Source organism: Cobetia sp. MMG027 (assembly GCF_027947415.1).
In the GTDB taxonomy this organism is placed as follows: Bacteria; Pseudomonadota; Gammaproteobacteria; order Pseudomonadales; family Halomonadaceae; genus Cobetia; species Cobetia marina.
This window is the reverse complement of the sequence record NZ_JAQJIO010000011.1, coordinates 16,090-41,038: the sequence shown is the minus strand read 5'-3', so window position 1 is coordinate 41,038 and position 24,949 is coordinate 16,090. Positions and strand designations below refer to the sequence as shown.

The following is a 24,949-nucleotide window of genomic DNA, read 5'->3' as shown; positions in this document are numbered from 1 at the left end:
TCACAGGCTGGCCAGGGTGGTGTCGATGGCACGCCCCAGCCTGTCGGTGATCTCGTCCAGATGTGAGTCTTCCAGCATGAACGGCGGCGCCAGCAGGATGTGATCGCCCTGGCGGCCATCCAGGGTGCCGCCCATCGGGTAGCACATCAGGCCTTCGGCCATGGCGGCCTTCTTGAGGCGTGCGTGCAGCTTGAGAGCAGGGTCGAAGGGGCGTTTGCTGTCGCGATCCGCCACCAGTTCCATCCCGCGGAAGAGACCGCGACCACGGATGTCGCCGATGTGGGGATGGTTCGCGAAGCGCTCGCCCAGGCGTGCTTGCAGTCCCTCGCCGAGGACGTTGACACGTGTGAGCAGCTCGCGGGACTCGATGGCCTGCTGGACGGCCAGCGCTGCGGCACAGGCGGTGGCATGGCCGATGTAGGTATGGCCGTGCTGGAAGAAGCCGGAGCCATTGGCGATGGCATCACGGATGCGCTGGCTGACCAGGGTCGCGCCGATCGGTTGATAGCCGGCGCCCAACCCCTTGGCGATGGTGATCAGGTCCGCCGTGACACCTTCCTGCTCGGCGGCGAACAGGCTGCCGGTGCGTCCCATGCCGCACATCACCTCGTCGAGAATCAGCAGCACGCCGTAGCGGTCACAGACCTCGCGGATGCGCGTGAAGTAGCCCGGCACCGCCGTGACGGCCCCCAGGGTGGCACCCACGACGGGCTCTGCCACGAAGGCCATCACGTTCTCACCGCCCAGCCGCAGGATTTCCGCCTCAAGCTCGGCGGCGAGACGCACGCCCATCGCCTCGGGCGTCTCGTCGGGTTGCTGGTCCCGATAGGCGTAGCAGGGGCTGACGTGACTGACGTTGATCAACAGCGGCTCGAACTGCTGGCGGCGCCAGGCGTTGCCGCCGGTGGCCAGCGCGCCCAGCGTATTGCCGTGATAGCTCTGTCGCCGCGCGATCAGATGCTTGCGCTGGGGCTGGCCGATCTCGACGAAATACTGGCGGGCCAGCTTGAGTGCCGCCTCGACCGCTTCCGAGCCACCGGAGACGAAGTAGACGGACTCTAGCCCCTCGGGGGCGCGCTCGATGAGGAAGTCGGCCAGCTGCTCCATCGGCTCGCTGGTGAAGAACGAGGTATGCGCGTAGGCCAGTCGGCTGACCTGCTCCTTGATGGCCTGCGCCACTGCCTCGTCGCTGTGGCCCAGGCATGACACGGCAGCGCCACCGCTGGCATCCAGATAACGGCGACCCTCTCGGTCGACGATGTAGGGACCATCGCCCTGCACGGCGGTGGGGTAGTCCTGATGGAGGTTGCGATGGAAGACGTGGCTCATGGGGGCTCCGTGGGGCGGGTGCGCGAAGGCGTAATGCAAATATGTAGTGCATTTGTCGTTTGCGCAATCAATAATTGCATGTTGTCGCTTGTGCCTTCGGACTCGACCCGCCAGAGATGCTACCGTTGCCGCCATCTGTCCTGTCCCTTGCCAAGGAGGCATCCCATGCCCCCATCCTCCCGAGCCCCCGGGCCCGCATCCCCTGACTCGCCGCCGGAGACCCTGGAAGGGTTGAAGCAGCTGCTGGTGGCGATCGATCGTCGTGAGGTGGAGATCCGCCTCGGCGCGAGTTCCCGACGCGTGCTGGCCGTGCTGATCGAATCGCCGCAGCGCACGGCGGTGTCTTCCATCAGCCAGCTGGCGGAGATGACCGGCGTGAATGCCTCGACCTTCTCGCGTCTGGCCCAGCGCCTGGGTTACGAGGGCTTCAGCCGGTTTCAGGATGTCTTCCGTCAGGCCGTGACGGACGGCGAGCACTTCTACAGTCAGCAGGCGGCGCGACTCTCGTCACGTGATGCCGACAGTGGTGCCATGGCACAGCTGGCACGACTGGGGCGTCAGGAAAGCGCCAATATTCTCGGCATGCTCGAGAAGGTGAACGCCGCGGACTTCGAGGCCGCGACCACCTTGCTGGCTGAGGCACCGCGCGTGCGCCTGCATGGCATGCGTCAGTTCAATTCTCTGGCACTGTTCATGGCCTATGGACTTGGCATGCTGCGCCCGGACGTGGCGCCGCTGGATGCCAGTCGTCAGGGCGTGGCGGATGCGCTGGCCCAGCTGGCGGCCGGCGACGTGCTGGTGGTGGCCAGCTGCTTCCCCTATACCCCAAGCGTGGTGGCCTGTGCCGAAGTCGCAGTGAAACGCGGAGTCGTGGTGATCGCGTTGACTGATTCGGCCAGCTCCCCGCTGGCGCCGCTGGCGCGCCACAGTTTCCATGTGCCCAATCACAGCCTCTTCTACAGCAACAGCATGAGCGCCTTCATGTTTCTCGCCGAAGGTCTGCTCAGCGAGGTGGCCAGCAAGCTGGGAGAGGCAGGTGTGGCCTCGCTCAAGCAGCGCGAGGCGATCATCACGGAGCTGGGAGGCGCACGTCGCTGATCTGGCGCCGAGGCACTTGTCCCATCTCACGCGTCCCATCTCACGCGGCATGGCTGGGCGGGCGCACCAATTGGCAGCATCTGTCTGCTCGCCTCCGTTCGCGAATGACTGAAGGCGCGCCAATCTGGTGCGAGGGTGTCGCCGCGGTGATGTTCACTCTCGCCGTGCAGGCGTGTCAGTCATGCAGGCACGCCTTGCAGCGTGGGATCTGCAGGCATGTGCAGGACCAAAGAGGGACCTGAAGAAATTGGCGTGATTCCTGCAAAACGACTGAGATGAAATGACATCTGTCAGTGCAAGGAATCACCCATGAGTCGCGAATACCGTTACACCCTGGGCAGTCAGGTCCATCGCTTCGCCAGTCTGGCCGAGTTGATGGCCAAGGCGACCCCCGCCCGCTCCGGAGATCGCCTTGCTGGCGTGATCGCGGAAACTGCCGAGGAGCGAGTGATCGCTCAGCTGTGTCTGGCCGAATTGCCCCTCAAGACCTTCCTGAACGACGTGCTGATTCCCTACGAACAGGACGACATCACCCGCCTGATCATTGATGAGCATGATCCGGTAGCCTTCCTGCCGATCGCCCATCTCACCGTCGGCGACTTCCGCAACTGGCTGCTGAGTGATCTCGCGACGCCCGCGGTACTGGCGCAGGTGCGTGCCGGCATCACCCCGGAAATGGCCGCGGCGGTCAGCAAGCTGATGCGCAATCAGGACCTGATTCTGGTCGCGAAGAAGTGTGAGGTGGTCACGGCCTTTCGCAATACCATCGGCAAGAGCGGCCATCTCTCCACACGTCTGCAGCCCAACCATCCCACCGATGATGTCACCGGCATCGCTGCCAGCATTCTCGATGGCCTGCTCTACGGCAACGGCGATGCCGTGATCGGCATCAATCCGGCCACCGACAACGTGGCCCAGAGCATCAAGCTGATGCGTCTGATGGATGAGGTGATCCAGAAATACGAAATCCCCACCCAGTCCTGCGTGCTCACCCACGTCACCAACACCATTGAATGCATCGAGCAGGGCGCCCCGGTGGATCTTGTCTTCCAGTCCATCGGCGGCACCCAGGCCACCAACGAGAGCTTCGGCGTCGAGCTTTCCGTGCTGGCGGAGGCCCAGCAGGCCGCGCTGTCACTCAAGCGCGGCACGGTGGGCGACAACGTGATGTATTTCGAGACCGGCCAGGGCAGTGCGCTGTCCGCCGATGCCCATCACGGCCTGGACCAGCAGACCTGCGAGGCACGCGCCTATGCGGTGGCCCGCAAGTACTCGCCGTTGCTGGTGAACACCGTGGTCGGCTTCATCGGTCCCGAGTATCTGTTCAATGGCAAGGAGATCATCCGCGCGGGGCTTGAGGACCACTTCTGCGGCAAGCTGCTGGGCCTGCCGATGGGCTGCGACATCTGCTACACCAATCATGCCGATGCCGACCAGAACGACATGGATACCCTGCTGACGCTGCTCGGGGTGGCCGGCTGCAACTTCATCATGGGCATCCCCGGCTCCGATGACATCATGCTCAACTATCAGACCACCTCCTTCCACGATGCTCTCTATGCACGACGGGTGCTGGGCCTGGGCCCGGCGCCGGAATTCGCCGCCTGGCTCGAGGAGATGCAGATCTTCACCGATGTCGCCCAGCAGAAGCTGCCCGCTGACATGCCATCCTGCTTTGCCGACTCCCTGCGTCAGGTATCCGGAGGTGAGGCATGAGCCACGACTCCTCCCCCAGTGATGCGTCATCCGCGGCTCGCGAGGGCCAGCAGGGAACGGCTGTCAGCGAATCGCCCGCCATCGTCACGCCCAATGCCTGGCAGTTGCTGGGGCAGTTCACGGATGCGCGCATCGGCCTGGGCCGCGCCGGCATCAGCCTGCCGACCCAGCGCTCGCTGGAATTCCAGCTGGCGCATGCCCGTGCGCAGGACGCCGTCCATCTGCCGCTGGAGATTCCCCGACTGATCGAGGATCTCAATCAGCTACCCGCCCTCGAGAACGCCCCTGACCTTCAGCGCCTGCACAGTCGCGCCGTGGATCGCACCACCTATCTGCAACGCCCCGACTATGGGCGACGTCTCGATGCGGCCTCGTGTGAGCAATTGTCCAGCCTCGCACCGGAGCCTGCGGATCTGGCCATCGTGATCGTCGATGGGCTCTCGTCTCTGGCGGTACAGAACAACGCCGCGCCCTTCATCGCGGCATTGCTGGAAACGCTTGCCGAGGATGGCCCGGATGCCTGGACGCTGACACCCATCAGCGTGGTGGAGCAGGGACGGGTCGCGATCGGCGATGAAGTCGGTGAACTGCTCAAGGCGCGGGCGGTGCTGGTGATGGTCGGCGAGCGTCCCGGTCTCAGCTCACCGGACAGCCTCGGCCTCTATCTCACCTGGCAGCCGCGCGTCGGACTCAGTGATGCCAGTCGCAACTGCATCTCCAACGTGCGCCCGGCAGGGCTCGACTTCGCCATGGCCGCCCAGCGGCTGCATTACCTGCTGCGCGAGGCCCGCAAGCTCGGCCTCACCGGGGTGGGGCTCAAGGACAGAAGTGGCGACAACTCGCTGGAGAGCGGGGGCGGTATCCAGAACTTCCTGCTGTCCTGACGGGATGGCAGCGCATCAGCGGGAATCTCCCGATCCAACAATGACAATGCTTGACGGCAACAAGGCGGCACCATGACTCGCGACACGAACCACGACACCAACGAGCAGGACTATCTGGCCAGACGGCAGTTGAAGAAGGGCACGGCGGGCTGGATTCTGCTGGCGGGACTTGGGGTCTCCTATGTGATCTCCGGCGATTTCGCCGGCTGGAATTTCGGTATCGCGGAGGCGGGCTGGGGCGGCTTCGCGATCGCGGCGCTACTGATGGGCATCATGTATCTGGCGCTGGTGCTGTCGCTGGCGGAAATGTCAGCGGCGATACCGGCCGCCGGCGGCGGTTACAGCTTCGCGCGTCAGGCCATGGGCCCGGCCGGCGGCTATCTCACGGGCCTTGCGGTATTGATCGAATATGCGCTGGCACCCGCAGCCATCGTCATCTTCATCGGCAGCGCGGTGGAGTCGCTGCTGGGCATCAATGGCCCGATCATCTACGCCATCTTCTACCTGGTGTTCATCGGCATCCACCTGGCGGGGGTCGGCGAGGCGCTCAAGGTGATGATGGTGATCAGCGGCCTGGCGGTGTTCGCGATCATCGCCACCGCGGTCGCGCTGATCGGTGACTTCGACAGCAGTCGCCTGTTCGACATCGCGCCGACGGATGCCTGGGGCGCCAGCGATTTCATGCCCAATGGCTGGTATGGCATCTGGGCCGCGCTGCCCTTCGGCATGTGGCTGTTCCTGGCCGTGGAAGGGGTACCGCTGGCGGCAGAGGAATCGCGCAACCCGGCCCGTGATGTCCCGCGTGGCATCATCGGCGCCATGCTGTTTCTGATGTTCACAGCCGTGCTCGTCGTCTTCCTGCTGGCCGGTGCCGCCGGTGCCGAGGCGATCGGCAGCAGTGCCGTGCCGTTGGTGGATGCGCTGAACGCGACCGGCAGCGAAGGGCTGGCGACGCTGGTCAACGTGCTGGCGCTGGCCGGGCTGGTGGCCTCGTTCTTCTCGATCATCTACGGCTACAGCCGTCTGGTGTTCGCGCTGTCACGGGCCGGCTATCTGCCCAAGACGCTGTCGCTGACCAGCAAGCGCAAGGCGCCGACCTGGGCGCTGGTGGTGCCGGGCGTCTTCGGTTTCCTGGTCTCGCTGACCGGTGAAGGCGATCTGATCCTGGGCATGGCGGTGGTGGGGGCGACCGTCTCCTACGCACTGATGGCCGCCAGTCACATCCTGCTGCGCCTGCGCCAGCCGCAGATGGCGCGCCCCTATCGCACGCCGGGTGGCATCGTGACCTCCTCCATCGCGCTGGTGCTGTCGCTGATCGCGCTGACCGGGGTCTATGCCTTTGACCCGCGCGCCTTCAACTACACCGTGGTGCTGTTCGTGGTGGGCATCGCCTACTACGCCATCTTCAGTCGCCATCAGCTGGTGGCGAAGACCGCCGAGGAAGAGTTCGCGCTGGTGGCCAATGCCGAGAGTGATCTCGCGGCCAGCTGATCCGCTCAGGCAGACCCTTTAGCAAAGACGACAACGCCCGCCATGGCTGACCATGGCGGGCGTTGTCGTCTCTAGCTGATGGGCAGGATCAGCTCAGAAAGGATACTGCGCCAGAAATTGCTGGGCGGCGGCGGCGGGGTCCTCGGCACAACACAGCGCCGAGACCACGGCGAGGCCGTCAGTGCCGCTGCTCATGACGTCTCCCGCATTGGTCAGCGAGATGCCGCCGATGGCCACCGTCGGCAGCGGGCTTGAGCGCACCAGCTGGGTGAGTCCCTCGGTGCCCAGCGGTGCGGCGTGATCGGGCTTGGTCGCGGTGGCATAGACCGGGCCGAGGCCGAGGTAGTCGATGCGCTCGACATCGACGGCCTTGAGCTGCTCAAGCGTCTGGACCGACAGGCCGATCAGCACGTCATCGCCCAGCCGGCGGCGCGCCTCGATCGGGTCGCCATCGCTCTGGCCGATGTGCAGGCCATCGGCGCCACTGGCCAGCGCGACCTCGATGCGGTCATTGATGATCAGCGGCACCTCGTACTCGTCCAGCAACTCCTTGAGGCGAATGGCCTGGGCGATCATCTCCTCGTCACTGGCGTGCTTGTCGCGTAGCTGCACCACGCTGACACCGCCGCGCACGGCGGCCATCACGGTGGCCTCCAGGCCGCGCTCGGCACACAGCGCGGGGTCGGTGACCAGGTAAAGGGATAGATCAAGTGACATCGGTCAGCTCCAGACGAGAGGCAAGCAGGGGGGAATCGGCGTCGAGAGTATACAGGGCATCCATGAAACGTGGCACGAAGCTGCCCGGGCCTTGCGCCGACTGGCCCGCCGTCTCACCGGCTTCGGCATAGCAGGCCAGCGCGGCGGCGGTGGCCTGCAAGGTGTCGTCATGCCCGGCGAGGAAGGCGGCGACCACACTGCTCAGCGCGCAGCCCATGGCGGTGACGCGGCCCATCAGCGCATGGCCGCCCTGAATCGTGATTTGCCGCTGGCCATCGGTGACGACATCGACACGGCCGGTCATCGCCACCACGCAGTTCTGCGTACGCGCCAGGGAGATGGCGGCCCGACTGGCGCGCTCCAGCGCATCCTCACCGTCATCGCCGCTGTCCACGCCGCGACCCTGATTCATCTCGCCGGCAAGCGCCAGCACTTCGGAGGCATTGGCGCGAATCACGCTGGGGCGATATTCCAGCAGCGCGCGGCACGCGTACTGGCGCAGGCTTGAGGCGCCGATGCCGACGGGGTCCAGCACCCAGGGTTTGCCATCGCGGTGGGCGCACATCGCCGCCAGCTGCATGGCCTCGATCCAGCTGGGCGACAGGGTGCCGATATTGATCGACAGCGTCGCACTGATGGCGGAGATCTCCTGGATTTCCTGCTGCGCATGCGCCATCAACGGCGAGGCGCCAATGGCCAGCAGGGTATTGGCGGTCGGCGTCATGGCGACATGGTTGGTGATGTTGTGCACCAGTGGCGTGGTCTGACGCAGACGGCGCAACGCGTTGCCGGGGGAGAGGGGGTGCGATGTGGTCATGGGAGCTCGTGGTGGAAGACAGGAAAGGCAGGGAAGACGCTGTGAGTCGAGGGTAAGAGCTTGCGCTGCAAGGTCAAGCGGCGACCGTCGTGAGCGTGTGGATGACCCGCTAGCCATCGAAAGCCGCGAAAAGGGTAATAAATAACATCATGGTTCTATAAACCTTGACGACAAGTCCATAAGATACAGTCTCTTACGGTCTTTTGTGTACGAGTCATCAGTCAAGGGTCATGCAGTGATACAGACAGGTCATCCTGGTAGCGCCAGCAATCTGGTCATCAAGAACTCGATCAACAAGAACACTTTCGACAAGAACAGCACATGCGTCTCTCATCATGCGCGCCGCTGGCTGGGGAGTGTCGGCAAGAAGGTACTGCTGGCACTGTCGGTCCCGGTCTTGCTGGGCGGTGCCGCCGCCAGCCAGGCGAACGCGGTGATCGCCAGCTGGAACCTGAAACATGCCGGCTGGAACAACGGCAAGCATCTCGAACAGGTCGCGGCGGTGGCCAGCCACATGGATCTGATCGGCCTGCAGGAGGTGATGAAGGAGGAGGTCGTCACCGAGCTTGAACATCAGCTGGAAGCGCTGACCGGCGACGAGTGGGACAGCCTGGTCAGCCATGCGGTCGGGCGCAGCACCTATACCGAGCGTTACGCCTATCTGTATCGCGACAAGACGATCGCCTATCAGGGCGGGGCTACCGTCTATCTCGATCCCGAGGATGTGTTCTCGCGCGAGCCGCTGCTCGCCACCTTTGTCGAGAAGGACAGCGGGCGAGCCTTCAGCGCCGCCAACGTGCACATCGTCTATGGCGACAGCAAGGCGGATCGCTCGCCGGAAATCCGCGCGCTGGCCGATATCTATGACCTGATGAAGGAAATCTCGCCCGGCACCCCGGCGATCATCATGGGCGACTTCAATATGGCACCGGATGAACCTGCGTGGGGAGATCTGCGTACCCTCGGCCTGCGCCCGCTGATCACTGAAGGCGCAACGACACTCTCCAAGACCGAAGGCCGCTATGCCTCGCTCTACGACAACATCTGGTATGTGCCGAGTGAATGGCCCAAGGCCAATGGCGATGTGTTCCGCTTCCCGGACTATCTGGGCATCAGTCATGAGACAGCGCGTGCCGATGTCTCGGACCACGCGCCGATCTATCTGTCGGTGACCGGCGAGACACTGGCGTTGCTGCCGCTGGAGGGCGGTCAGCCCCAAGCGGCGGGCACAGAGGTGGCCAGTCGTGCGTCCAGTACCTCCAGTTCAGCGAGTCAGACCTGCATCGACCTCAACACCGCCAATGCCGATCAGCTGGATCAGCTGCCCAATATCGGGCCGGCGCGTGCCGCAGACATCATCCGTCAGCGTCCGTGGAGTTCCAGTGGTCAACTGACCCGCATCAGCGGTATCGGCCAGGGCACGCTCAGCGAGATCGTCGCCAGTGGGCTGCTGTGCAGCTGAGCTTTTTTCAGAACTGGCCTGTGCTGAACTGATCAGGCCTTAGCCTGAAGGGGCATCGGCCCCGGTCACACGGAAATGACGAAGCCAGCCATCACGCAATCCAGGTGATGGCTGGCTTCGTCGTATCGAGGCTGGTGGCAGTTTCCCCGGTGCCGCCTGAGGTCAGCTCAGATACTTCTCGAACCAGGCAAGGGTTCTGTCCCAGGCGAGCTTGGCGGCCTGTTCGTCATAGCGTGGGGTCGAGTCGTTGTGGAAGCCGTGGTGGGTGCCGGGGTAGAGATAGGCCTCGTAGACCTTGTCATGCTCCTTCAGCGCGGCTTCATAGGCGGGCCAGCCGGCATTGACGCGCTCGTCATGCTCGGCGTAGTGCAAGAGCAGCGGGGCCTGGATGGCCGCGACTTCCTCGGCGCGTGGCTGGCGGCCGTAGAAGGGCACGGCGCAGGCCAGTTCCGGGTAGGCGACGGCGGCTGCATTGGAGACGCCCCCGCCGTAGCAGAAGCCGGTGATGCCGATCTTGCCGGTGGTGCGGTTCTCGGCCATCAGGTATTCGATGGCGGCAAAGAAGTCGTTCATCAGCTTTTCCGGGTCTACCTGTGCCTGCAGCTCCTTGCCCCTGGGGTCGTTGCCGGGATAGCCGCCCACCGAACTGAGGCCATCCGGCGCCAGCGCGACATAGCCGGCCTTGGCCACACGCCGCGCCACATCCTCGATATAGGGATTCAGGCCACGGTTCTCGTGCACCACCACCACGCCGGGCAACGGCCCGCTGGCATTGGCCGGTGTCACTCGATAGGCGCGCACCTCGCCGTGGCCTTCGGGAGAGGGGTAGGTGATGTATTCGGCGACGATGTCGGGGTCGGTGAACTCGACCTGTGAGGCCAGTGCGTAGTTCGGGCTTAGACTGGCCAGTATCGAGGTGGCCGTCATGCCCGCGACGGCAAAGGCTGCCGCGCGATCCAGAAACTGGCGGCGGGTGATCTGGCCATGCACATAGCCGTCATACAGCTCCAGCAACTCGGGGGCAAAATCCTTTGCGGTCAGGCGGGTCATGTCAGACTCCTGTGATCAAGGGAATTCTGAACATAGCAACCCTGAGGTGACGCCACCATGTCAGCGCGAGTCTTTTTGTCGGATAGGCGAAGGGAGGCTGAATTCGGCATTCTTCCTGTACTACGCTCACCAGAGCGGTGGCCAATCGCTTGAGGCAAGCAGCGGGTGAGCGGTGAGCCGCCTGAGAAGCGTGCTCAAGACGTCTGACGTGGAGGCCAGCATGACAGAGGCGGAGTATCAGAGATTGCGCTGGAGAAGCATCGCGCTCACCAATGCCCAGTTGGTGTCGGCCGGTCTGGCGGTGGTGAATCTGTTTCGCGGCGATTTCGCCTCGGTGGTGGTGCTCGTCGGGGTCTGCTGGGTGCTTGGCTGGTTCAAGCCCCGCTGGGATGTCTAGCGTCGATGGCGGGCCTATCGCGCCAGTTGCGGATGGATATTCATGAAAGTGGAACGTATTGTATGGAAAAGTGATGTTTAATGGCGGATGATGGCGGAGCAGGCCGAGAGATTGCTCTGACTTGCCTTCATTTCCGTGCCATCGCCATGGCGCGGTGCACGACGTTTCTCAAGGAGGCCACATGTCCAGGACACGCATGGTGACCCAGTTCGGTATGGGCACTTCCATTCGCAGCCAGAACTACACCGAGGCGGCGGCCCGCGGGATTCGTGATGCCCTGTGGCACAACTCCCTGAATGTGGCGGATGCCTTCGGCTTTCCCAAGGAGGCGATGCTGATCGAGGTCGAGATCGGCGTGCAGCAGCCCGACAAGGTCGACAGTGACGCCCTGCTGGGGATCTTTCCCTATGGCCAGCCCAGCGTGAAGGTGGTCAAGGGCGGGTTAGACGTGACCAAGCCGGATGGCAGCGGGGTGAGCGTGATCGCCAATGTCGCCCTCATCGTGTCGTTTGACATGCTGGCGAGCGGTACCGACATGCCGGAGCACCCTCAGGCTTCGCGACAGACCCGCCATCCGTCAGGAGGTCAGGCATGAGCGAGCAGCGCATCATTCTCGAGATGGGCACCGGCAATGATCTCTACGGAGAGGACTACACCAAGGCCGCCTGCCGCGCAGTGCAGGATGCCCTGCATCATTCCTCCATCGTGCTGTTTCAGTCCCTGGGCATCGATCATCGTCAGATGCGTGTCGAGGTCACCATCGGCGTACAGACACCGGAGGCCGTGGATGTGGATGTCGTGACACGTGAGCTGCCACGCGGGCGCGCCGAGGTCACGGTGGTGCACGGTGGGCTGAATGTGCATGATGAGGCCAATGGCCAGACCCATGTCATCGCCTCGGCCGCCATCGCGGCAATGCTGGAGATCGAGCACGACGACTGGCAGCTGTGTCCGCCATCGTCTGGATAGTCCGGAGTGTCCAGGCAGGCCGTATCGCCTGCATCGCCTGTCTGCAAGGGCACGCAAGACAAGACGCCCCATCTGTCACTGACAGATGGGGCGTCTTGTCTTGCCGGCTAGCCGGCCGTCGCGTCCGGGAGCGAGTCCCTTGGATCAGGAGGCGTCCCGAGTGGTGACGTGGGTGATCACCGACATGCCGATGCGCACCTTGTCGAAGTCGGGTTGATCGGGGTCAAACGCGATCTTGACCGGCATGCGCTGGGTGATCTTGGTGAAGTTGCCGGTGGCGTTCTCGCTGGCCACTGCCGAGAAGGCGTTGCTGGAGGCCGGTGCGATGCTCTCGACATGACCATGGAAGGTCTTGCCCGGCAGGCTGTCCAGCGTCATCTCTACCGGCTGGCCCGGCGCCATCTCGGCCATCTGGGTCTCGAGATAGTTGGCGACCACGTAGGCTTCCTTGTGTGGCACGATGGCCAGCAGCGAGGAGCCCGGCTGCACGTAGGCACCGACACGCAATGAGCGCTGGGTGACGATGCCATCCTTGGGGGCGCGGATGGTGGTGTAATCGACGTTCAGCGCTGCCTGCTCAAGCGTGGCGCGCGAGCGCTCGACCTCGGCGCGGGCCTCGACGCGCTGAGCCTGCAGGACACCGATCTGTTTCTCGGCCGAGCGCTGAGCGGCCTGATACTGCACGAGTCGTGCCTCCCAGATGCCCTGTTCCTCATCGGCCTTTTCCTTGTCCTGCTGGGAGGCGGCATTGGTCATGCGCAGGCTGCGATAGCGTTTGGCATCATTGCGTGCGTAACGCAGTGACGCCTCGGTCGCCTTCACTTCGGCGAGGGCTTGCTGGACCACCGCGCGCTGACGTTCGATGTTGGCGTCCAGATCTCCCACCGCCGCCTGACTGGCGGCGAGATCCGCCTGGGCGGAATGCAGGGAGGCCTGGTAATCACGGTCGTCCAGCGTGGCCAGTATCTGCCCCTCGTGAACCACCTGGTTGTCTTCCACCCGTACCGTGTCGATCTGGCCGGCCACCCGTGGGGTGACCATCACGCTATCGGCACGCACGTAGGCGTTGTTGGTGGCCTCGCGGCCATCGTGACCCTTCCAGTAGAGCGCTGCATAGAGAATCAGCAGCAGCAGGGCCAGTCCGCTCAGCAGCAGAGTCGTGCGTGTCTTGTTCATGGCAGTATCGTGTTCTCGCTTTTCAGGTCGCAGGAGAGTGGGTGTGCTGGCGGACGGCAGGTGCCGGTTGCGGCGGGTAGGCGCGCACCGGCAACACCATGACCAGCACCAGCAGGGCCACCACGAAGGGAATGATGGCGAGGTAGGCATCCGCGTAGCTCATCACCGCGGCCTGCTCGGAGAGGCGCGTGGCGATATCGCGCGCGGCGTCCAGCGGGATGAGGCCGGCGGGCTGATTGCCCTGCAGGCCCAGCGCCTCGCTCAGACGGGTCGAATGCAGGGCATCACGCTGGACGATGAAGCTGCCATAGACGGTGGCGGCCACCACCGTGAACAGCGCCCGCAGCGAGTTGACCATCGCGGTGGCAAAGGGGCCGTCCAGCGGACTGATGGCGCCGGTGGCATTCATCAAGAGCGGCACGACCACCATCGGTTGGCCCAGGGTATTGAGCACCTCGATGAGCAGGAAGTTGTCACGGTTCCAGTCGCTGGTGAGCTGCGAGCCCAGCAGGCAGCTGATCAGGATCAACATCAGGCCCGTGGCCATCACATAGCGGCTGTCGACGTTCCTGCGATTGATCAGTGTCGCCACCAGCGGTGCCAGCACGAGCTGCGGCAGAGCCATGGTCAGCATCACCGGGAACAGCTGCATGGGGCGATAGCCCTGTACCTCGCCCAGGAAGGCGGCGGGAATGGTGCCGGCGGCCAGGGTCAGGAACATGAAGGTACACAGGGTGAGAATGCCGAAGGCGAAGTTGCGATGGGCCAGGAGCTGCAGCTTGTAGAGCGGCAACGGGTGGAACCATTCATGGATCAGGAAGGCGGCGAAGGCCAGTCCGCCCGTGCCCAGCAGGGCGATGATCACGGGGGAGTTGCCCCAGTCGAGACGCTCGCCCTGGGTCATGCCGGCCACCAGAGCACAGAGACCGGTGACGCCAAGCAGGGCGCCGAGCCAGTCGAACTGCTTGAGGCGCTCCAGCTTGAGCGGGTCCTGTGGCAGGCCCCAGGACACCAGCGCCGCCGCGATGAGACACATCGGCGCGGTTTCCCAGAACACCAGATTCCAGTCGCCCAGATCGCCATAGAGCGCGGCCAGCGGTGCCGACAGATAAGGGCCGAAGGTGGCCGTCATCGCATAGGCCGACAGGCCATAGAGCTTGCTGTGCCACGGCAGAAAGCGCAGCGCCGACATCATCAGCAGCGGCAGGATGCTGCCGGATGCCAGCCCCTGGGCAACGCGCAGCCCCGCCATCAACGGGAAGCTGTCGGCCAGTGGCACCAGAAGCGAGAACACTGCCAGTGACAGGCAGGCACCGATGGCGAAGCGGCGCAGGCTGAAGGTGACGGCCAACCAGCCGGCCAGCAGCATCATCGAGACTTCAGCGGCGCTGTAGAGGGTGGTCAGCCAACTGCCTTCATCATGGGAAAAGCCGAAGTGACCGATCACATCCGTCAGCACCGTCTGAGTGACTCGCTCGCCGACACCGGACATCAGCGAGGCGAGCAGGATACCCACGAGGCCGAGAGCGATTCGTAGATTGAAGGGTTGAGCAGCAGCCACTGGCAGGTTCTCGCGTCTGACGGAAAGGGCAGGAAGATATCGCGGTGGGTGTTTCGTTATGCGGTACACTGTACCATTCAGTGGTTTTGTTGAGCAAGTAGTTAGCTTGTTAAGGAGATGTGACTTGACCACACGTGAAGGCGGTGGCGTACAGGTCGTGGCCAGGGTCGCGGCGATTCTCAAGAGCCTGGAAGGCAATGAGCGGGGCATGAGTCTGGGGGAGATCGCGCAGCGCAGTGAGCTGCCGCGTTCCACCGTCAAACGGCTGGTGGACGCGCTGGCGCAGGAGGATCTGCTGGAGATTCATGGGCATGGCGGTATCCGGCTGGGGTCTGCCTTGATGCGACTGGCACGGCATAGCCAGCTCGACATCACCACGCACGCCAAGTCATTTCTGGAAGCCTTGAGTGTCACCACCGAGGAGACGGTGGTGCTCTGCAGCCTGAGCGGCAACGAGTTGCTGATACTGCATTCCGTATTGTCCCCGCAGCCCCTGCGGGTATCGCCGATGGCCGGCAATTTCCTCTCTCTGCACGCGACGTCCAGTGGCAAGGTCCTGCTGGCACACCTGCAGGATGCGCAGGTCAAGCACTTGCTGGGAACCGCGCTCACGGCCTACACGGACAAGACCGCGAACATGCCCGAGCTGCTCGAGCAGCTGGCGGAGATTCGTCGCTGCGGATACGCATACGACGCCGGTGAGCACACTCGCGGGGTCGCGGCCATCGCCATGGGTCTCGAGACCAGTCAGGGGCATTACGCCATCTCGGTACTGGGACCGGAGTGGCGCATTGCCAGCCGGCATGCCGAGATCAAGACGGCCCTCGGCCAGACCCGTGACGAGATGCTCAAGACGTTCCGGTCACTGGAGTGAAGGCATCGACAAGAGGCAGGGGGCAGAAGAAGGCTGCAGATCACCAGGGAGGTGGCGGTGAGGCGGGGGAAGAGGTGAATCAGACACGCCACGGGCCTTGAGTAGGCGCCGTGGCGTGTCTGTCATGCGGCTTTCACCAGTGGGGGAGATCAGGCGTGTCGGGTGGCGATCAGGTGATCGGCCAGGGTCATCAACTCATCGGCCACATGGTCCGGTGTCGGGACATTGTTTGCCGGCAGCACGGCATTGTGCGGACGCGTCAGGAGTGCACCCTGCATGCCGGCTGCCTGGGCGCCGATGGTATCCCAGACGTGACAGGCGACCATGCACATGTCATCGAGCTTGACCTCGAGTTGCTCGGCCACGTGCTGGTAGGTCGCGGGCGCCGGCTTGAACTGTTCCACGGCTCCGACACTGAAGTGCTGCTCGAAGGCCTCGCTGATGCCGGCCTTTTCCAACGGTGTCGGTGAGGCACCGGCGGGAGAGTTGGTCAGGGTCACCAGACGGAAGCCGGCCTGCTTCAAGCGCTCGAGCGCCGGTGCGACGTCGGGGTGAGCCGGCATCTCGGCCATGCGCGACTTGAGCTCATCGATATCGCTGTCCTTGAGCGTGACCTGATGGATATCGGCGACCATCTTCAGGACACCCACGCCAAGCTCACCGAAGGGGGTATAGCGATGCGCAAGCGTCAGGGTCTGGGAATACAGCACCAGTTGCGCGAACCATTCACGCAGCACGCCTTCATCGCCGAAGACGCGCCCGAACAGCGGTGAAAGGGTGGTGATGTCGAGCAGGGTCTCGTTGACGTCGAATACCAGAACGGAGACGGGCTTTGGGGTGGACATGAACACTCCTGGACAGACTGGGTGTGGGGTGTGGGCCTGGGGAGGCAGTACAGCGGATGTCGGTGAAAGGAATCTCCCTGCATTGCTGGTCCGGTAGCGCCCATCGATTGCCTACCAGCTTACGCAGATTTGAATGATTGCTCAACAATCGGCAGGAGGCGACCGTGATAGGGCCTGGCCATGACGAAAAAAGCCCCTTGCCCCCCTGATGGCAGGGGGCAAGGGGCGCTGGTTCGATGCACGCATGCGCCGGTCATCGACTCATGCGTGCATCGCTGCCTGGGGCTTGATCAGTCGTTCTGATAGGCACCGGCGGCATAGGTCATTTCATAGCTGTGGCTGTAGACCTCGAGGATGTTGCCGAACGGGTCTTCCATGTAGACCATGCGGAACGGCTTCTCGCCCGGGAAGTACTCGCGTACCGGCATGCGCTGCTTGCCGCCGGCGGCCACGATGCGTTCGGCCAGCCCTTCGACGTCCGGGTCCTGAACGCAGAAGTGGAAGATGCCGGTCTTCCAGTACTCGAAGTTGTTCTCCGGCGTCTCGTGGTTCGGGAATTCGAAGATCTCGACCCCGATACGATCACCGGTGGACAGGTGGGCGATGCGGAAGCTGCCCCAACCCGGACCGAAGACATCGCTGCACATCACGCCGATGGCGGAGTCGTCTTCGGTGATGGTGGTCGGCTCCATCACCACGTACCACCCCAGTACCTCGGTATAGAACTTGACGGCGGCTTCGACATCACCGACGGACAGGCCGATATGGGAGAAGGTGCGCGGATACGGTGTGTGCTTTTCGCTGCTCATGATTCACCTCGTGAAGGGAGTCGTGAAGGGAATTGGCTCAGTCACTGTCTGCGTGACGTTGGATGCCATCTTGGGCGTCATGAGCAATAATGAAAACTACGTAGCTGTTATGATAGTGATAAGAGTTCGTTATGGCGGGCCGGCGTCGTCGCCGATCAGGACTGCCGGCTGTCAGGCCAGACACGTCCCGGGTGCCATGACTGTCGCAACGAGGAGCCGACATGCTGCAACCCCAGTGGTTACGTACCTTCCGCACTCTGGTGAGTGTCGGCAATTTCACGCGCACCGCAGAGCAGCTCGATCTGACCCAGGCCGCTGTCAGCCAGCATGTGCGACATCTGGAAACCCAGCTGGGCAAGCTGTTGATTCGACATCCTCGCAAGCTCGAGCTGACACCGGCCGGCCATGCGTTGCTGGATTACGCGCGCGAGATGGAGACGGCGGAGCAGCGCCTGGCCCAGCGCCTGGCCGGCAATGAAGACAGTCACGGGGATATTCGGCTGATCACGCCGGGCAGCATCGGACTGGCGCTATACCCCCGCTTGCTGGCGCTGCAGCAGGCGTCACCCGGTCTCAATATCCATCATCGCTTCGCCCCCACGCGCGAAGTGGTGGAGTCAGTGCTTGAGAATCGCTTCGAGCTGGGCATCGTCACCCAGAAGCCGGATGACCCGCGCCTGAGCGTGACGGAGCTGACCCGCGAGCCACTTGAGCTGGTGGTGCCGGCGGGTGTCGAGATCCATGACTGGCGCGATCTCGAGACGTTGGGCTTCATCGATCATCCCGATGGCCAGGACATGGCGTCACGACTGCTCAGTCGGCGTTTCCCGGGCAATCCGGGGGTCCGCTCATTGCCGCGAAGTGGCTCCACCAATCAGATCAGCCTGATTCTGGAGCCGGTGGCCTGCGGGCTGGGCTTCAGTGTCGTGCCTCGCCATGCACGCGAGGCCTTCCAGAATCCTCAGGCCATCAAGGTGGTGGCACCCGCAGACGGGGATGTCGAGGTGGTGGATACGCTGTGGTGGATCACACGGGCGGAGTGGCCGCTGTCAGCGCGCGCCAGGCGGGTACAGCGCGATCTTCAGGCCGGTCTCTGAGAGCTGATGAGTGAGGAGGGCGGGCGTCAGGCGTCAGGCAATGTCAGGCCTGAGAATTCGCGTGTCAGCCAGCGGGTGATGGGTTGGATCACGGCGCTGTTGGGATGGCGGACACTCATGCGATAGCCATGACGGTCACGCGAGATATGCGGCGTCAGGGCGATCAGCGAGCCGTTGTCGAGCAGGTCCTGGATGACGTGACTCCAGCCCAGCGCGACTCCCTGATGGTTGACGGCGGCGTTCAGCGTCAGCGGGAAGTTGTTGAAGGGAAAGGCCTTGTCGAGACGCGGTACCGGCAGTCCCGCATGACGACACCAGGTGGCCCAGTCCAGCCAGCGGCTATCGCGCATGTCCAGATGCAGCAGCGTGATGCGCGACAGCGCCTCGGCATCCAGCCCCTTCTCCAGCCCATGACGCCGCGCGTAATCCGGGGAGCAGACAGGAAAGGCGCGCTCCGCGACCACCAGCGTATCGCGATGATCGCCCGTCAGCGGCGGGCCGAAGCGGATCGCGATATCGGCCTGCTGCATCTGCGGGTCTTCATCGCGATCGATCGGCAGCAGCGTGAAGTGACACTCCGGAAAGGCCTGCTCCAACCGCTCCAGCCGCGGGCGCAGCCAGACATGGGCGAAACCGGCACCCGCGGCGATGGTGATGCGCGGTGTCGGCTTGTGCACCTTGCGACGTGCTTCCGTGACGGCGCTGCAGACCTGGCCAAGTCCGCCTGCCAGTTCGGCATGGAAGGTCTCGCCGTAGTGGTTGAGGATCAGCCTGCCGCCCTGGCGATCGAACAGCGGATGGCCCAGGTGCTCCTCCAGCGCGCGGATGCGCTGGGAGATGGTGGGCTGGGTGGTATCCAGCTCATTGGCCGCAGCCGTCATCGAGCCCAGGCGAACCGTCACGTCAAAGGCGACCAGCCCGCGCAGGGAGGGCAGGTCATCCAGAGGGCTGGCGGTATCGTCTGGCGCAGGGGAGCGTGTCTTTCGGGCCGGCACGGGAGTCCTCGCTGTGATGCACTGTCACGGCGACCCTGTCCTGGAATATCCGGGCCTGCGAGAGGCTTCACGCCGTACACCGCGGATATCAGGCAGGAGCGCCGCCTTGTATAGGCGGCACTTATACGCGACGCAGCGAGTGACATCAACGCTCAGCCCGGCGAATCAGGGCGCGAGGTCGCACCTGATCCTGACCAGGGTCGCACCTGTTCCTGTTGGAGGGCGTCCCTGAGCTTACTGAGTGCCGCGCTCGGCAATTCGCGCATGCCAGGCCGCGATGCTCTCGTCGGGATACTCGGCGTGATGGGCATCACGCGCCTCGTGCGCGACTTCCACCCAGTTGGCCTTGCTGTCGAGCATGATGTGGACATGCTCCGGTGGCACGGGCAGCGGGGTGTCTATCGCCCCCGCCTGCGGGTGGATCAGTTCTGGCCAGCGGGCATCGTAGAGCCACAGTGCACTGCCGCAGTGCTTGCAGAAATGACGTTCCGCCGGGCTTTCGACCCCGTCGGTCACCGCGTGATAGATGGAGAGATTGTCCCGGCCTTCCACCTTCAGGGTGTTGGCATCGCCCGCCAGGTTGATCGCGTAGCCACCGCTACCCGCCGTCTTGCGACAGATCGAGCAATAGCAGCGCTGATACGGATAGGGGTGCGGCGATTCGAGCTGGAATGTGACGGCCTGGCAGTGGCACGAACCTTCAAGCTGCATGAGAAATTCTCCTTGTGATGCCTGGGCGAGGGTGCTGGCGAGGCTGGGGCCGAGAGGGTGACGCGATCCAGAGGCAGGGGGATCGCTCTGTCACTTGCCGCTCTGCCTGCCCGGCAGGAGATTCTCACATCGCCAGCGCATAGACATAGACTTCGAGCTCACGATTGTCGTCGAGAATGACGGTGGTGACGCGACGCTGATAGATGGGGCCCTCGAAGTCATCGAGAGCGTCCCAATGCTCGGGCAGCTGCGGTGAGGAAAAGACGTGACCGCGTATCACCTGCCCCGTGTTGTCGACCACCAGCCCGGGGAAGTTGTGCTCGGTACCCTGATCGCTGTTCTCGAGTCGGCCGCGCAGATAGGCCGGGCGCCATTCGCCATCGATGTTGGCGATGACATGTTCGTTGAGTCCGCCTGGCCCCAGCGGGCCATAGATGAAGAGGTGTTCCATGTGTCTGCCTGTCGGGTCGGGGAGGGGGAATGCGTCTCAAGGAGCGAGACTGCCGCATCATCAGGGACAGTCTTCATGGATACTTGCCTTGCCCCACGATGATGAAGGCTGAGTGGCGAGGTTCAACCCCCTGTTGGCGTGGTGCGCTCAACGCAACGCCCACAAACCACATTGCCCCCACTGGGCGGGCCAGTGGGGGCAATGGTCAAGCACAGGAGTGGAGCAGGTCAGGCGCGATTCATGCGCCCGCCATCCACACGTTCAGACGCGGCTGTCGAAACCGCCGGCGGGCTCTTCGCCGATCACGTCCGGATCGAAGGGCTTGCGTGCGAAGACGCGACGCAGAGCCGGCTCGAAGTGCTCCAGCGGCGGGGTCGGATAGTCGGGGTCGAAGGCCGCCTGATCATAACGCTCGCAGAAATCCACACACTTCTGATACCAGGGGTGATCCTTGTAGATCTCGCGCTCGTTGCGGTCCTCGCCGTAGAAGTGACCGTAGTAGAACTTCTGGAACAGTCCATGGTGGTGGATGATCCAGGTCACTTCGGCACGCACATAGGGGCGCACGATGGAAGCGGCCAGCTGCGAGTGATTGTAGGGCGCCAGCTCGTCACCCAGGTCATGCAGGAGGGTCGCGACGACGAGATCATCATCGCCACCGTCGGCTTCGGCACGTGCCGCTGACTGCAGGGAGTGCTCCAGACGGCTGACCTTGTAGCCGCTCAGACCATCATCGAGCTTGCGCAGGGCAAGCTTGAGACGCTCCACCAGCCCTTCATTGAACTGGTCTTCAAGACGCTCGAGCAACGCATAGTCTTCTGCGGTGCCGTCCTTCATCTGGGTGAATGAAACCTGATCCATTACGCCATTTCCTCACGGTTTTCTTGTTGTGCCTGATGCTGACGCTGACGCATCAGGGTCGTGGCGAAGCGCTCACGCGGGCCGTCGCTGTCCATGTAGCAGCCCTGCAGGTGACGATGCCCCTCATTGGTGTCGAACGCCGTACGGCCATGCAGCACGCGGGTGTTGTCGAACATCATCAGCTCACCGGACTCGAGCTGGAAGCGAATCTCGTTGGCCGGGTCCTGGAACAGTTGCCCAAGACGCTGGCGGGCCTGATGGTAGCGGCGTGTGTTCTCCAGCGACATGTGCGGCAGATGATCAAGACGCGGGCTGTAGTTGACGCCGATCGGCTCACCATCGGCGCTCTCACGGATCACGCAGCGACGGGTGGTCAGCTCGGTACCGGCATCCAGGAAGCGGAAGCCCACCGGGGTGGTGCGCAGCAGTTCATAGCCTTCCGGCATCTCGGCCTTGAGCTGCTTGAGCGCATTCAGGCTGTCGACCAGCGTGGACAGGCCGCCAGTGGTCTCGTTGACCAGGCAATGCAGCATCTGGATGCCCGGCACCGGATCACGATACGGATTATCGGTGTGCGGTCCAAGTGCCACGCTGCGATAGGCGAGATCGTTGCCGGTCGGGCGCGAATACACCTCGAAGTAGCTGCCGAAGTTGGTGTCCTTCACGTAACCGAAGTGACCGGCCACTTCCAGAATGCGCTCCGGATCGGTCGGCACGTTCTGCACGATGATGTAGCCAAAGCGCAGATAGGCCTCCAGTGCCTTCTGGAAGTCCTCATTGTTGCCCATCTTCTCCCAGTCGACGCGCTGCGCCTGCTGATCGATGCCCGCATCCCAGCTCTCGGCCTTGGGGAACGGCGTGATGCCCTGCAGCTCATGCGCCAGCAGGGTGAGGTCATACACCTCGCAATGCCCGTCACTGAAAGTGAATTCCACGTGCGTCTCATCGACCGGGCGCGCCTCGGTCAACTCGAGATTGACGTCGATGGCATGCGAATCGAACAGGCGCTGGGTGGTGACCTCATCGAGCTGCTCCGGGTCCTGGGTGCGCTCGCGCAGCCACAGCGGGCTGACCGGCTCGGGGCCTTCAGCGGTGATCAGGTTCAGTGACAGCGGCGACTCGCTCAGGGTCAGCGGCAGCGCGTCGGACAGGGCATTGGTCAGGGACATGCAGGCATCTCTCCATTAGCACGGTTGTATATCGTGGCCATTATGGGAGCGAGGCATGGGACCTAAGTAGGGGGTGAGTGTTATCGGAGGGTATGCATTTTTCTTATGGAGTTGAGGGGGGTGGAAGGCTCGCGCCCGCTGCACGACCGTCATTTCGCTGGGGGTAGGGCCTGCCTATATATGCTAAATGGATGATTTATAAATTGTTTTGGCTTTTTTGTTACCATCGTCGCGTACAAGGCGGATAGCGGTGACAAATTGGCCCTAAACCTGCAAAGCGAATCAGTGACACCTGCCGTCGGTGGGCCAGTCGTGCCCTCGGGGTCGCATGGGGCAAGGAGGATCACTGTTCTTGATAACTGGCATTTTGCATGCTCATCCAAATCGATAAATAACTGCTATCTCGCTTTGCTAAGCTAAGCAGATTCCCACATCGACCGGCTTCCGTCGTGCCTGACGACTCTGACCTTGTTGCCCTGATCTTTCGGGCTCTGATGCTTCGAGCTTTGATCATCAGGCGTGCGTCGCGGTGTGGAGTCTGTGCAGAACACAATAAAAGCAAGGAGATCTCGCTTGGAACTGATCCAGTATGCTCTGGACAATCTGGAGCTCTTGACCACACGCACGCTTGAGCACATCTCGCTGGTCGGGGTGGCGGTGGGAATCGCCACCCTGACGGGCGTGCCCATCGGTATCGCGATCACCAAGAACGAGCGAGCCGCCAAGACCGTTCTGTATATCGCCTCGATCATCGTGACGATCCCTTCCATCGCGTTGTTCGGCATCATGATTCCGATCCTGTCGTTGATCGGGCAGGGCATCGGCTATGTGCCGGCCGTGATTGCCGTGTTGCTGTATTCGCAGCTGCCGATCATTCGCAACACCTACACCGCGATCAACAATGTCGACCCGGCGCTGCGTGAAGCGGCCAGAGGGGTGGGCATGAGCCAGAATCAGCGTCTGTGGATGGTGGAGATTCCGTTGGCCGTGCCGATCATCATGGCCGGTGTGCGCACCGCCGTGGTGCTGAATATCGGGGTGATGGCGATTGCGGCCTATATCGGTGCCGGGGGGCTTGGCACCTTCATCAGCCGTGGCATTTCCCAGTCAGATCCACGTCAGCTGATTGTCGGGGCGGTGGCGGTCAGCGTGCTGGCCATCCTCGTCGACTATGCATTGTTGGCGCTGCAGAAGCGCCTGACGCCCAAGGGCATGGACCGCACGACAGCGGCCGCCGCCTGACGCGTCATTCGCGCGCGATTCTGCCAACACGACAAGGAACGCTTCATGATCGAACTCGACAACCTGACAAAAGTCTTCGATACCCCGAAAGGCGCCGTGACGGCGGCTGACCATATCAGCATGAAGGTCCCGAGCGGTGAGATCTGCATCCTGCTCGGCCCCTCCGGCTGCGGCAAGACCACCAGCCTCAAGATGATCAATCGCATCATTCGCCCGACTTCCGGGCGAGTACTGATCAACGGTGAAGATACTACCAACCTCAATACCCAGGACCTGCGCCGCAATATCGGCTACGTGATACAGCAGATCGGGCTTTTCCCGAACATGACCATCGAGGAGAACATCACGGTGGTTCCCAAGCTGCTGGGTTGGGACAAGACCCGCTATCGCGAGCGTGCGCGCGAGATGATGCGCATGATCGCGCTGGAGCCTGATGCGTTTCTCAAGCGTTACCCGAGTGAGCTTTCGGGTGGCCAGCAGCAGCGTATCGGGGTGGCGCGTGCCCTGGCGGCAGATCCGCCCGTGATGCTGATGGATGAGCCCTTCGGCGCGATCGATCCCATCAATCGTGCGGTGATCCAGGATGAGTTCCTCAAGATGCAGCAGGACCTCAAGAAGACCATCATGTTCGTCAGCCACGATATCGATGAGGCGATCAAGATGGGTGACCGCATCGCCATCTTCCGCGGTGGCAAGCTGGTGCAGTATTCACCGCCCGATGAATTGCTGGCCGCGCCGAAGAACGACTTCGTCGAATCCTTCCTGGGCGAAGATCGCGCCCTGAAGCGCCTCAACCTGGTCAAGGTGCGTGATCTGGCCAGCGAAGACATCGGCATGGTCAGGCCGGATGACACCCTGACCACGGCGCTCGAGCGCATCGAGGCCTACGGCTACCAGAACAGCATCGTGATGGTGAACGACAAGCGTCAGCCGGTCGGGATCATCAGTGCCGCCATCGCCCGCACCTCCAAGGGCCATTGCCGTGATCACTTCCAGAGCGTGCCCGTCGTGGTCACCTTGGATGATGATTTGCGCAAGGTCGCCTCACTGATGTTTGCCAACGACATGACCTGGATGCCGTGCGTCGATGATGAGGGCCGAATCATTGGCCAGATCACGCAGCGCGCCATCACCCACCACCTGGGGTCTCGCTATCGGGCGCATTCAGGTGGCGGGGCTGCGGGCCAGCAGGCTGAGATGTCCGCGACCGCGCTACACAAGGAGTAAG

25 protein-coding genes are annotated in these 24,949 nt (G+C 63.1%); 12 read left to right on the top strand and 13 right to left on the bottom strand.

Features of this window, described 5'->3' with window-relative positions:
• Complete coding sequence (locus tag PJK54_RS15170; protein WP_271303285.1) at positions 1-1,329, bottom strand: aspartate aminotransferase family protein; 1,329 nt, start codon at positions 1,327-1,329, stop codon at positions 1-3.
• 165 nt (positions 1,330-1,494) lie between these two features.
• On the opposite strand from PJK54_RS15170, the gene PJK54_RS15165 reads away from it, so the two are divergent.
• The 4 genes from PJK54_RS15165 (at position 1,495) to eat (ending at position 6,518) form a co-directional block, all read left to right on the top strand.
• The gene (locus PJK54_RS15165) at positions 1,495-2,427 is read left to right on the top strand and encodes a MurR/RpiR family transcriptional regulator (protein WP_271303284.1); all 933 of its coding nucleotides are present in this window, start codon (positions 1,495-1,497) and stop codon (positions 2,425-2,427) included.
• A 309-nt stretch (positions 2,428-2,736) separates the two neighbouring features.
• Positions 2,737-4,143: an ethanolamine ammonia-lyase subunit EutB gene (locus PJK54_RS15160; protein WP_271303283.1), complete on the top strand. Its 1,407-nt coding sequence runs from the start codon at positions 2,737-2,739 to the stop codon at positions 4,141-4,143.
• Positions 4,140-5,027, top strand: a complete 888-nt coding sequence (gene eutC / locus PJK54_RS15155) for an ethanolamine ammonia-lyase subunit EutC (protein WP_271303282.1) — start codon at positions 4,140-4,142, stop codon at positions 5,025-5,027. Before PJK54_RS15160 ends, eutC begins: the two co-directional genes overlap by 4 nt.
• Before the next feature lie 72 nt (positions 5,028-5,099).
• Complete coding sequence (eat, locus tag PJK54_RS15150) at positions 5,100-6,518, top strand: ethanolamine permease (RefSeq protein ID WP_271303281.1); 1,419 nt, start codon at positions 5,100-5,102, stop codon at positions 6,516-6,518.
• Positions 6,519-6,611: 93 nt separating this feature from the next.
• Here eat and thiE read toward each other — a convergent pair whose 3' ends face one another.
• Positions 6,612-7,235 (bottom strand): thiamine phosphate synthase, encoded by a 624-nt coding sequence (gene thiE / locus PJK54_RS15145; RefSeq protein WP_271303280.1) that lies wholly within the window; start codon positions 7,233-7,235, stop codon positions 6,612-6,614.
• Positions 7,225-8,052: a hydroxyethylthiazole kinase gene (gene thiM, locus PJK54_RS15140; protein WP_271303279.1), complete on the bottom strand. Its 828-nt coding sequence runs from the start codon at positions 8,050-8,052 to the stop codon at positions 7,225-7,227. Before thiM ends, thiE begins: the two co-directional genes overlap by 11 nt.
• A gap of 235 nt (positions 8,053-8,287) precedes the next feature.
• Here thiM and PJK54_RS15135 point away from each other — a divergent pair, with 235 nt between their 5' ends.
• Entirely contained in the window at positions 8,288-9,514 is a 1,227-nt protein-coding gene (locus tag PJK54_RS15135) for an endonuclease/exonuclease/phosphatase family protein (RefSeq protein WP_271303278.1), read from the top strand.
• Positions 9,515-9,676: 162 nt separating this feature from the next.
• On the opposite strand, the gene yghX is transcribed toward PJK54_RS15135, so the two are convergent.
• The gene (gene yghX / locus PJK54_RS15130; protein ID WP_141392026.1) at positions 9,677-10,564 is read right to left on the bottom strand and encodes a YghX family hydrolase; all 888 of its coding nucleotides are present in this window, start codon (positions 10,562-10,564) and stop codon (positions 9,677-9,679) included.
• A gap of 220 nt (positions 10,565-10,784) precedes the next feature.
• On the opposite strand from yghX, the gene PJK54_RS15125 reads away from it, so the two are divergent.
• The 3 genes from PJK54_RS15125 (at position 10,785) to PJK54_RS15115 (ending at position 11,930) form a co-directional block, all read left to right on the top strand.
• Positions 10,785-10,961, top strand: a complete 177-nt coding sequence (locus PJK54_RS15125) for a hypothetical protein (protein WP_157109441.1) — start codon at positions 10,785-10,787, stop codon at positions 10,959-10,961.
• 181 nt (positions 10,962-11,142) lie between these two features.
• Complete coding sequence (locus tag PJK54_RS15120; RefSeq protein ID WP_077374004.1) at positions 11,143-11,556, top strand: Lin0512 family protein; 414 nt, start codon at positions 11,143-11,145, stop codon at positions 11,554-11,556.
• Positions 11,553-11,930 carry a Lin0512 family protein gene (locus PJK54_RS15115; protein ID WP_176504033.1) on the top strand — a complete coding sequence of 126 codons (378 nt, stop codon included), beginning with the start codon at positions 11,553-11,555 and terminating at the stop codon, positions 11,928-11,930. Before PJK54_RS15120 ends, PJK54_RS15115 begins: the two co-directional genes overlap by 4 nt.
• A 144-nt stretch (positions 11,931-12,074) precedes the next feature.
• Here PJK54_RS15115 and PJK54_RS15110 read toward each other — a convergent pair whose 3' ends face one another.
• Both PJK54_RS15110 and PJK54_RS15105 read right to left on the bottom strand, forming a co-directional pair.
• Positions 12,075-13,106 carry an HlyD family secretion protein gene (locus tag PJK54_RS15110; RefSeq protein WP_084208260.1) on the bottom strand — a complete coding sequence of 344 codons (1,032 nt, stop codon included), beginning with the start codon at positions 13,104-13,106 and terminating at the stop codon, positions 12,075-12,077.
• A gap of 22 nt (positions 13,107-13,128) precedes the next feature.
• Positions 13,129-14,667: an MFS transporter gene (locus PJK54_RS15105; protein WP_271303277.1), complete on the bottom strand. Its 1,539-nt coding sequence runs from the start codon at positions 14,665-14,667 to the stop codon at positions 13,129-13,131.
• 124 nt (positions 14,668-14,791) lie between these two features.
• Between PJK54_RS15105 and PJK54_RS15100 the strand changes: the two genes are divergently transcribed.
• Positions 14,792-15,541 carry an IclR family transcriptional regulator gene (locus tag PJK54_RS15100; RefSeq protein ID WP_169477186.1) on the top strand — a complete coding sequence of 250 codons (750 nt, stop codon included), beginning with the start codon at positions 14,792-14,794 and terminating at the stop codon, positions 15,539-15,541.
• Between the two features lie 149 nt (positions 15,542-15,690).
• Here the strand turns inward: PJK54_RS15100 and PJK54_RS15095 are convergent, their stop codons facing one another.
• Together PJK54_RS15095 and PJK54_RS15090 are read right to left on the bottom strand one after the other, a co-directional pair.
• Positions 15,691-16,386: a haloacid dehalogenase type II gene (locus PJK54_RS15095; RefSeq protein WP_271303276.1), complete on the bottom strand. Its 696-nt coding sequence runs from the start codon at positions 16,384-16,386 to the stop codon at positions 15,691-15,693.
• A gap of 290 nt (positions 16,387-16,676) precedes the next feature.
• A complete protein-coding gene (locus tag PJK54_RS15090) occupies positions 16,677-17,195 on the bottom strand; it encodes a lactoylglutathione lyase family protein (RefSeq protein ID WP_077373992.1) in 519 nt (172 codons plus the stop codon).
• 221 nt (positions 17,196-17,416) lie between these two features.
• Between PJK54_RS15090 and PJK54_RS15085 the strand changes: the two genes are divergently transcribed.
• Positions 17,417-18,292: a LysR family transcriptional regulator gene (locus PJK54_RS15085; protein ID WP_077373989.1), complete on the top strand. Its 876-nt coding sequence runs from the start codon at positions 17,417-17,419 to the stop codon at positions 18,290-18,292.
• A gap of 26 nt (positions 18,293-18,318) precedes the next feature.
• On the opposite strand, the gene PJK54_RS15080 is transcribed toward PJK54_RS15085, so the two are convergent.
• The 5 genes from PJK54_RS15080 to PJK54_RS15060 all read right to left on the bottom strand — a co-directional run bounded on the left by PJK54_RS15080 (position 18,319) and on the right by PJK54_RS15060 (position 22,479).
• A complete protein-coding gene (locus PJK54_RS15080; RefSeq protein WP_271303275.1) occupies positions 18,319-19,287 on the bottom strand; it encodes a LysR substrate-binding domain-containing protein in 969 nt (322 codons plus the stop codon).
• Between the two features lie 234 nt (positions 19,288-19,521).
• The gene (locus PJK54_RS15075) at positions 19,522-19,998 is read right to left on the bottom strand and encodes a GFA family protein (protein ID WP_271303274.1); all 477 of its coding nucleotides are present in this window, start codon (positions 19,996-19,998) and stop codon (positions 19,522-19,524) included.
• Positions 19,999-20,122: 124 nt separating this feature from the next.
• On the bottom strand, positions 20,123-20,449 hold the full coding sequence (locus PJK54_RS15070) for a gamma-glutamylcyclotransferase family protein (protein ID WP_077373980.1): 327 nt from the start codon (positions 20,447-20,449) through the stop codon (positions 20,123-20,125).
• A gap of 261 nt (positions 20,450-20,710) precedes the next feature.
• Positions 20,711-21,310, bottom strand: a complete 600-nt coding sequence (locus PJK54_RS15065; protein ID WP_271303273.1) for an HD domain-containing protein — start codon at positions 21,308-21,310, stop codon at positions 20,711-20,713.
• A complete protein-coding gene (locus PJK54_RS15060) occupies positions 21,310-22,479 on the bottom strand; it encodes a TauD/TfdA family dioxygenase (protein WP_271303272.1) in 1,170 nt (389 codons plus the stop codon). The genes PJK54_RS15065 and PJK54_RS15060 overlap by 1 nt, the downstream gene beginning before the upstream one ends.
• Before the next feature lie 573 nt (positions 22,480-23,052).
• Between PJK54_RS15060 and PJK54_RS15055 the strand changes: the two genes are divergently transcribed.
• Positions 23,053-23,721: an ABC transporter permease gene (locus PJK54_RS15055; RefSeq protein WP_107336399.1), complete on the top strand. Its 669-nt coding sequence runs from the start codon at positions 23,053-23,055 to the stop codon at positions 23,719-23,721.
• 45 nt (positions 23,722-23,766) lie between these two features.
• Entirely contained in the window at positions 23,767-24,948 is a 1,182-nt protein-coding gene (locus tag PJK54_RS15050; RefSeq protein WP_271303271.1) for an ABC transporter ATP-binding protein, read from the top strand.
• The last annotated feature ends 1 nt before the right edge of the window (position 24,949 follow it).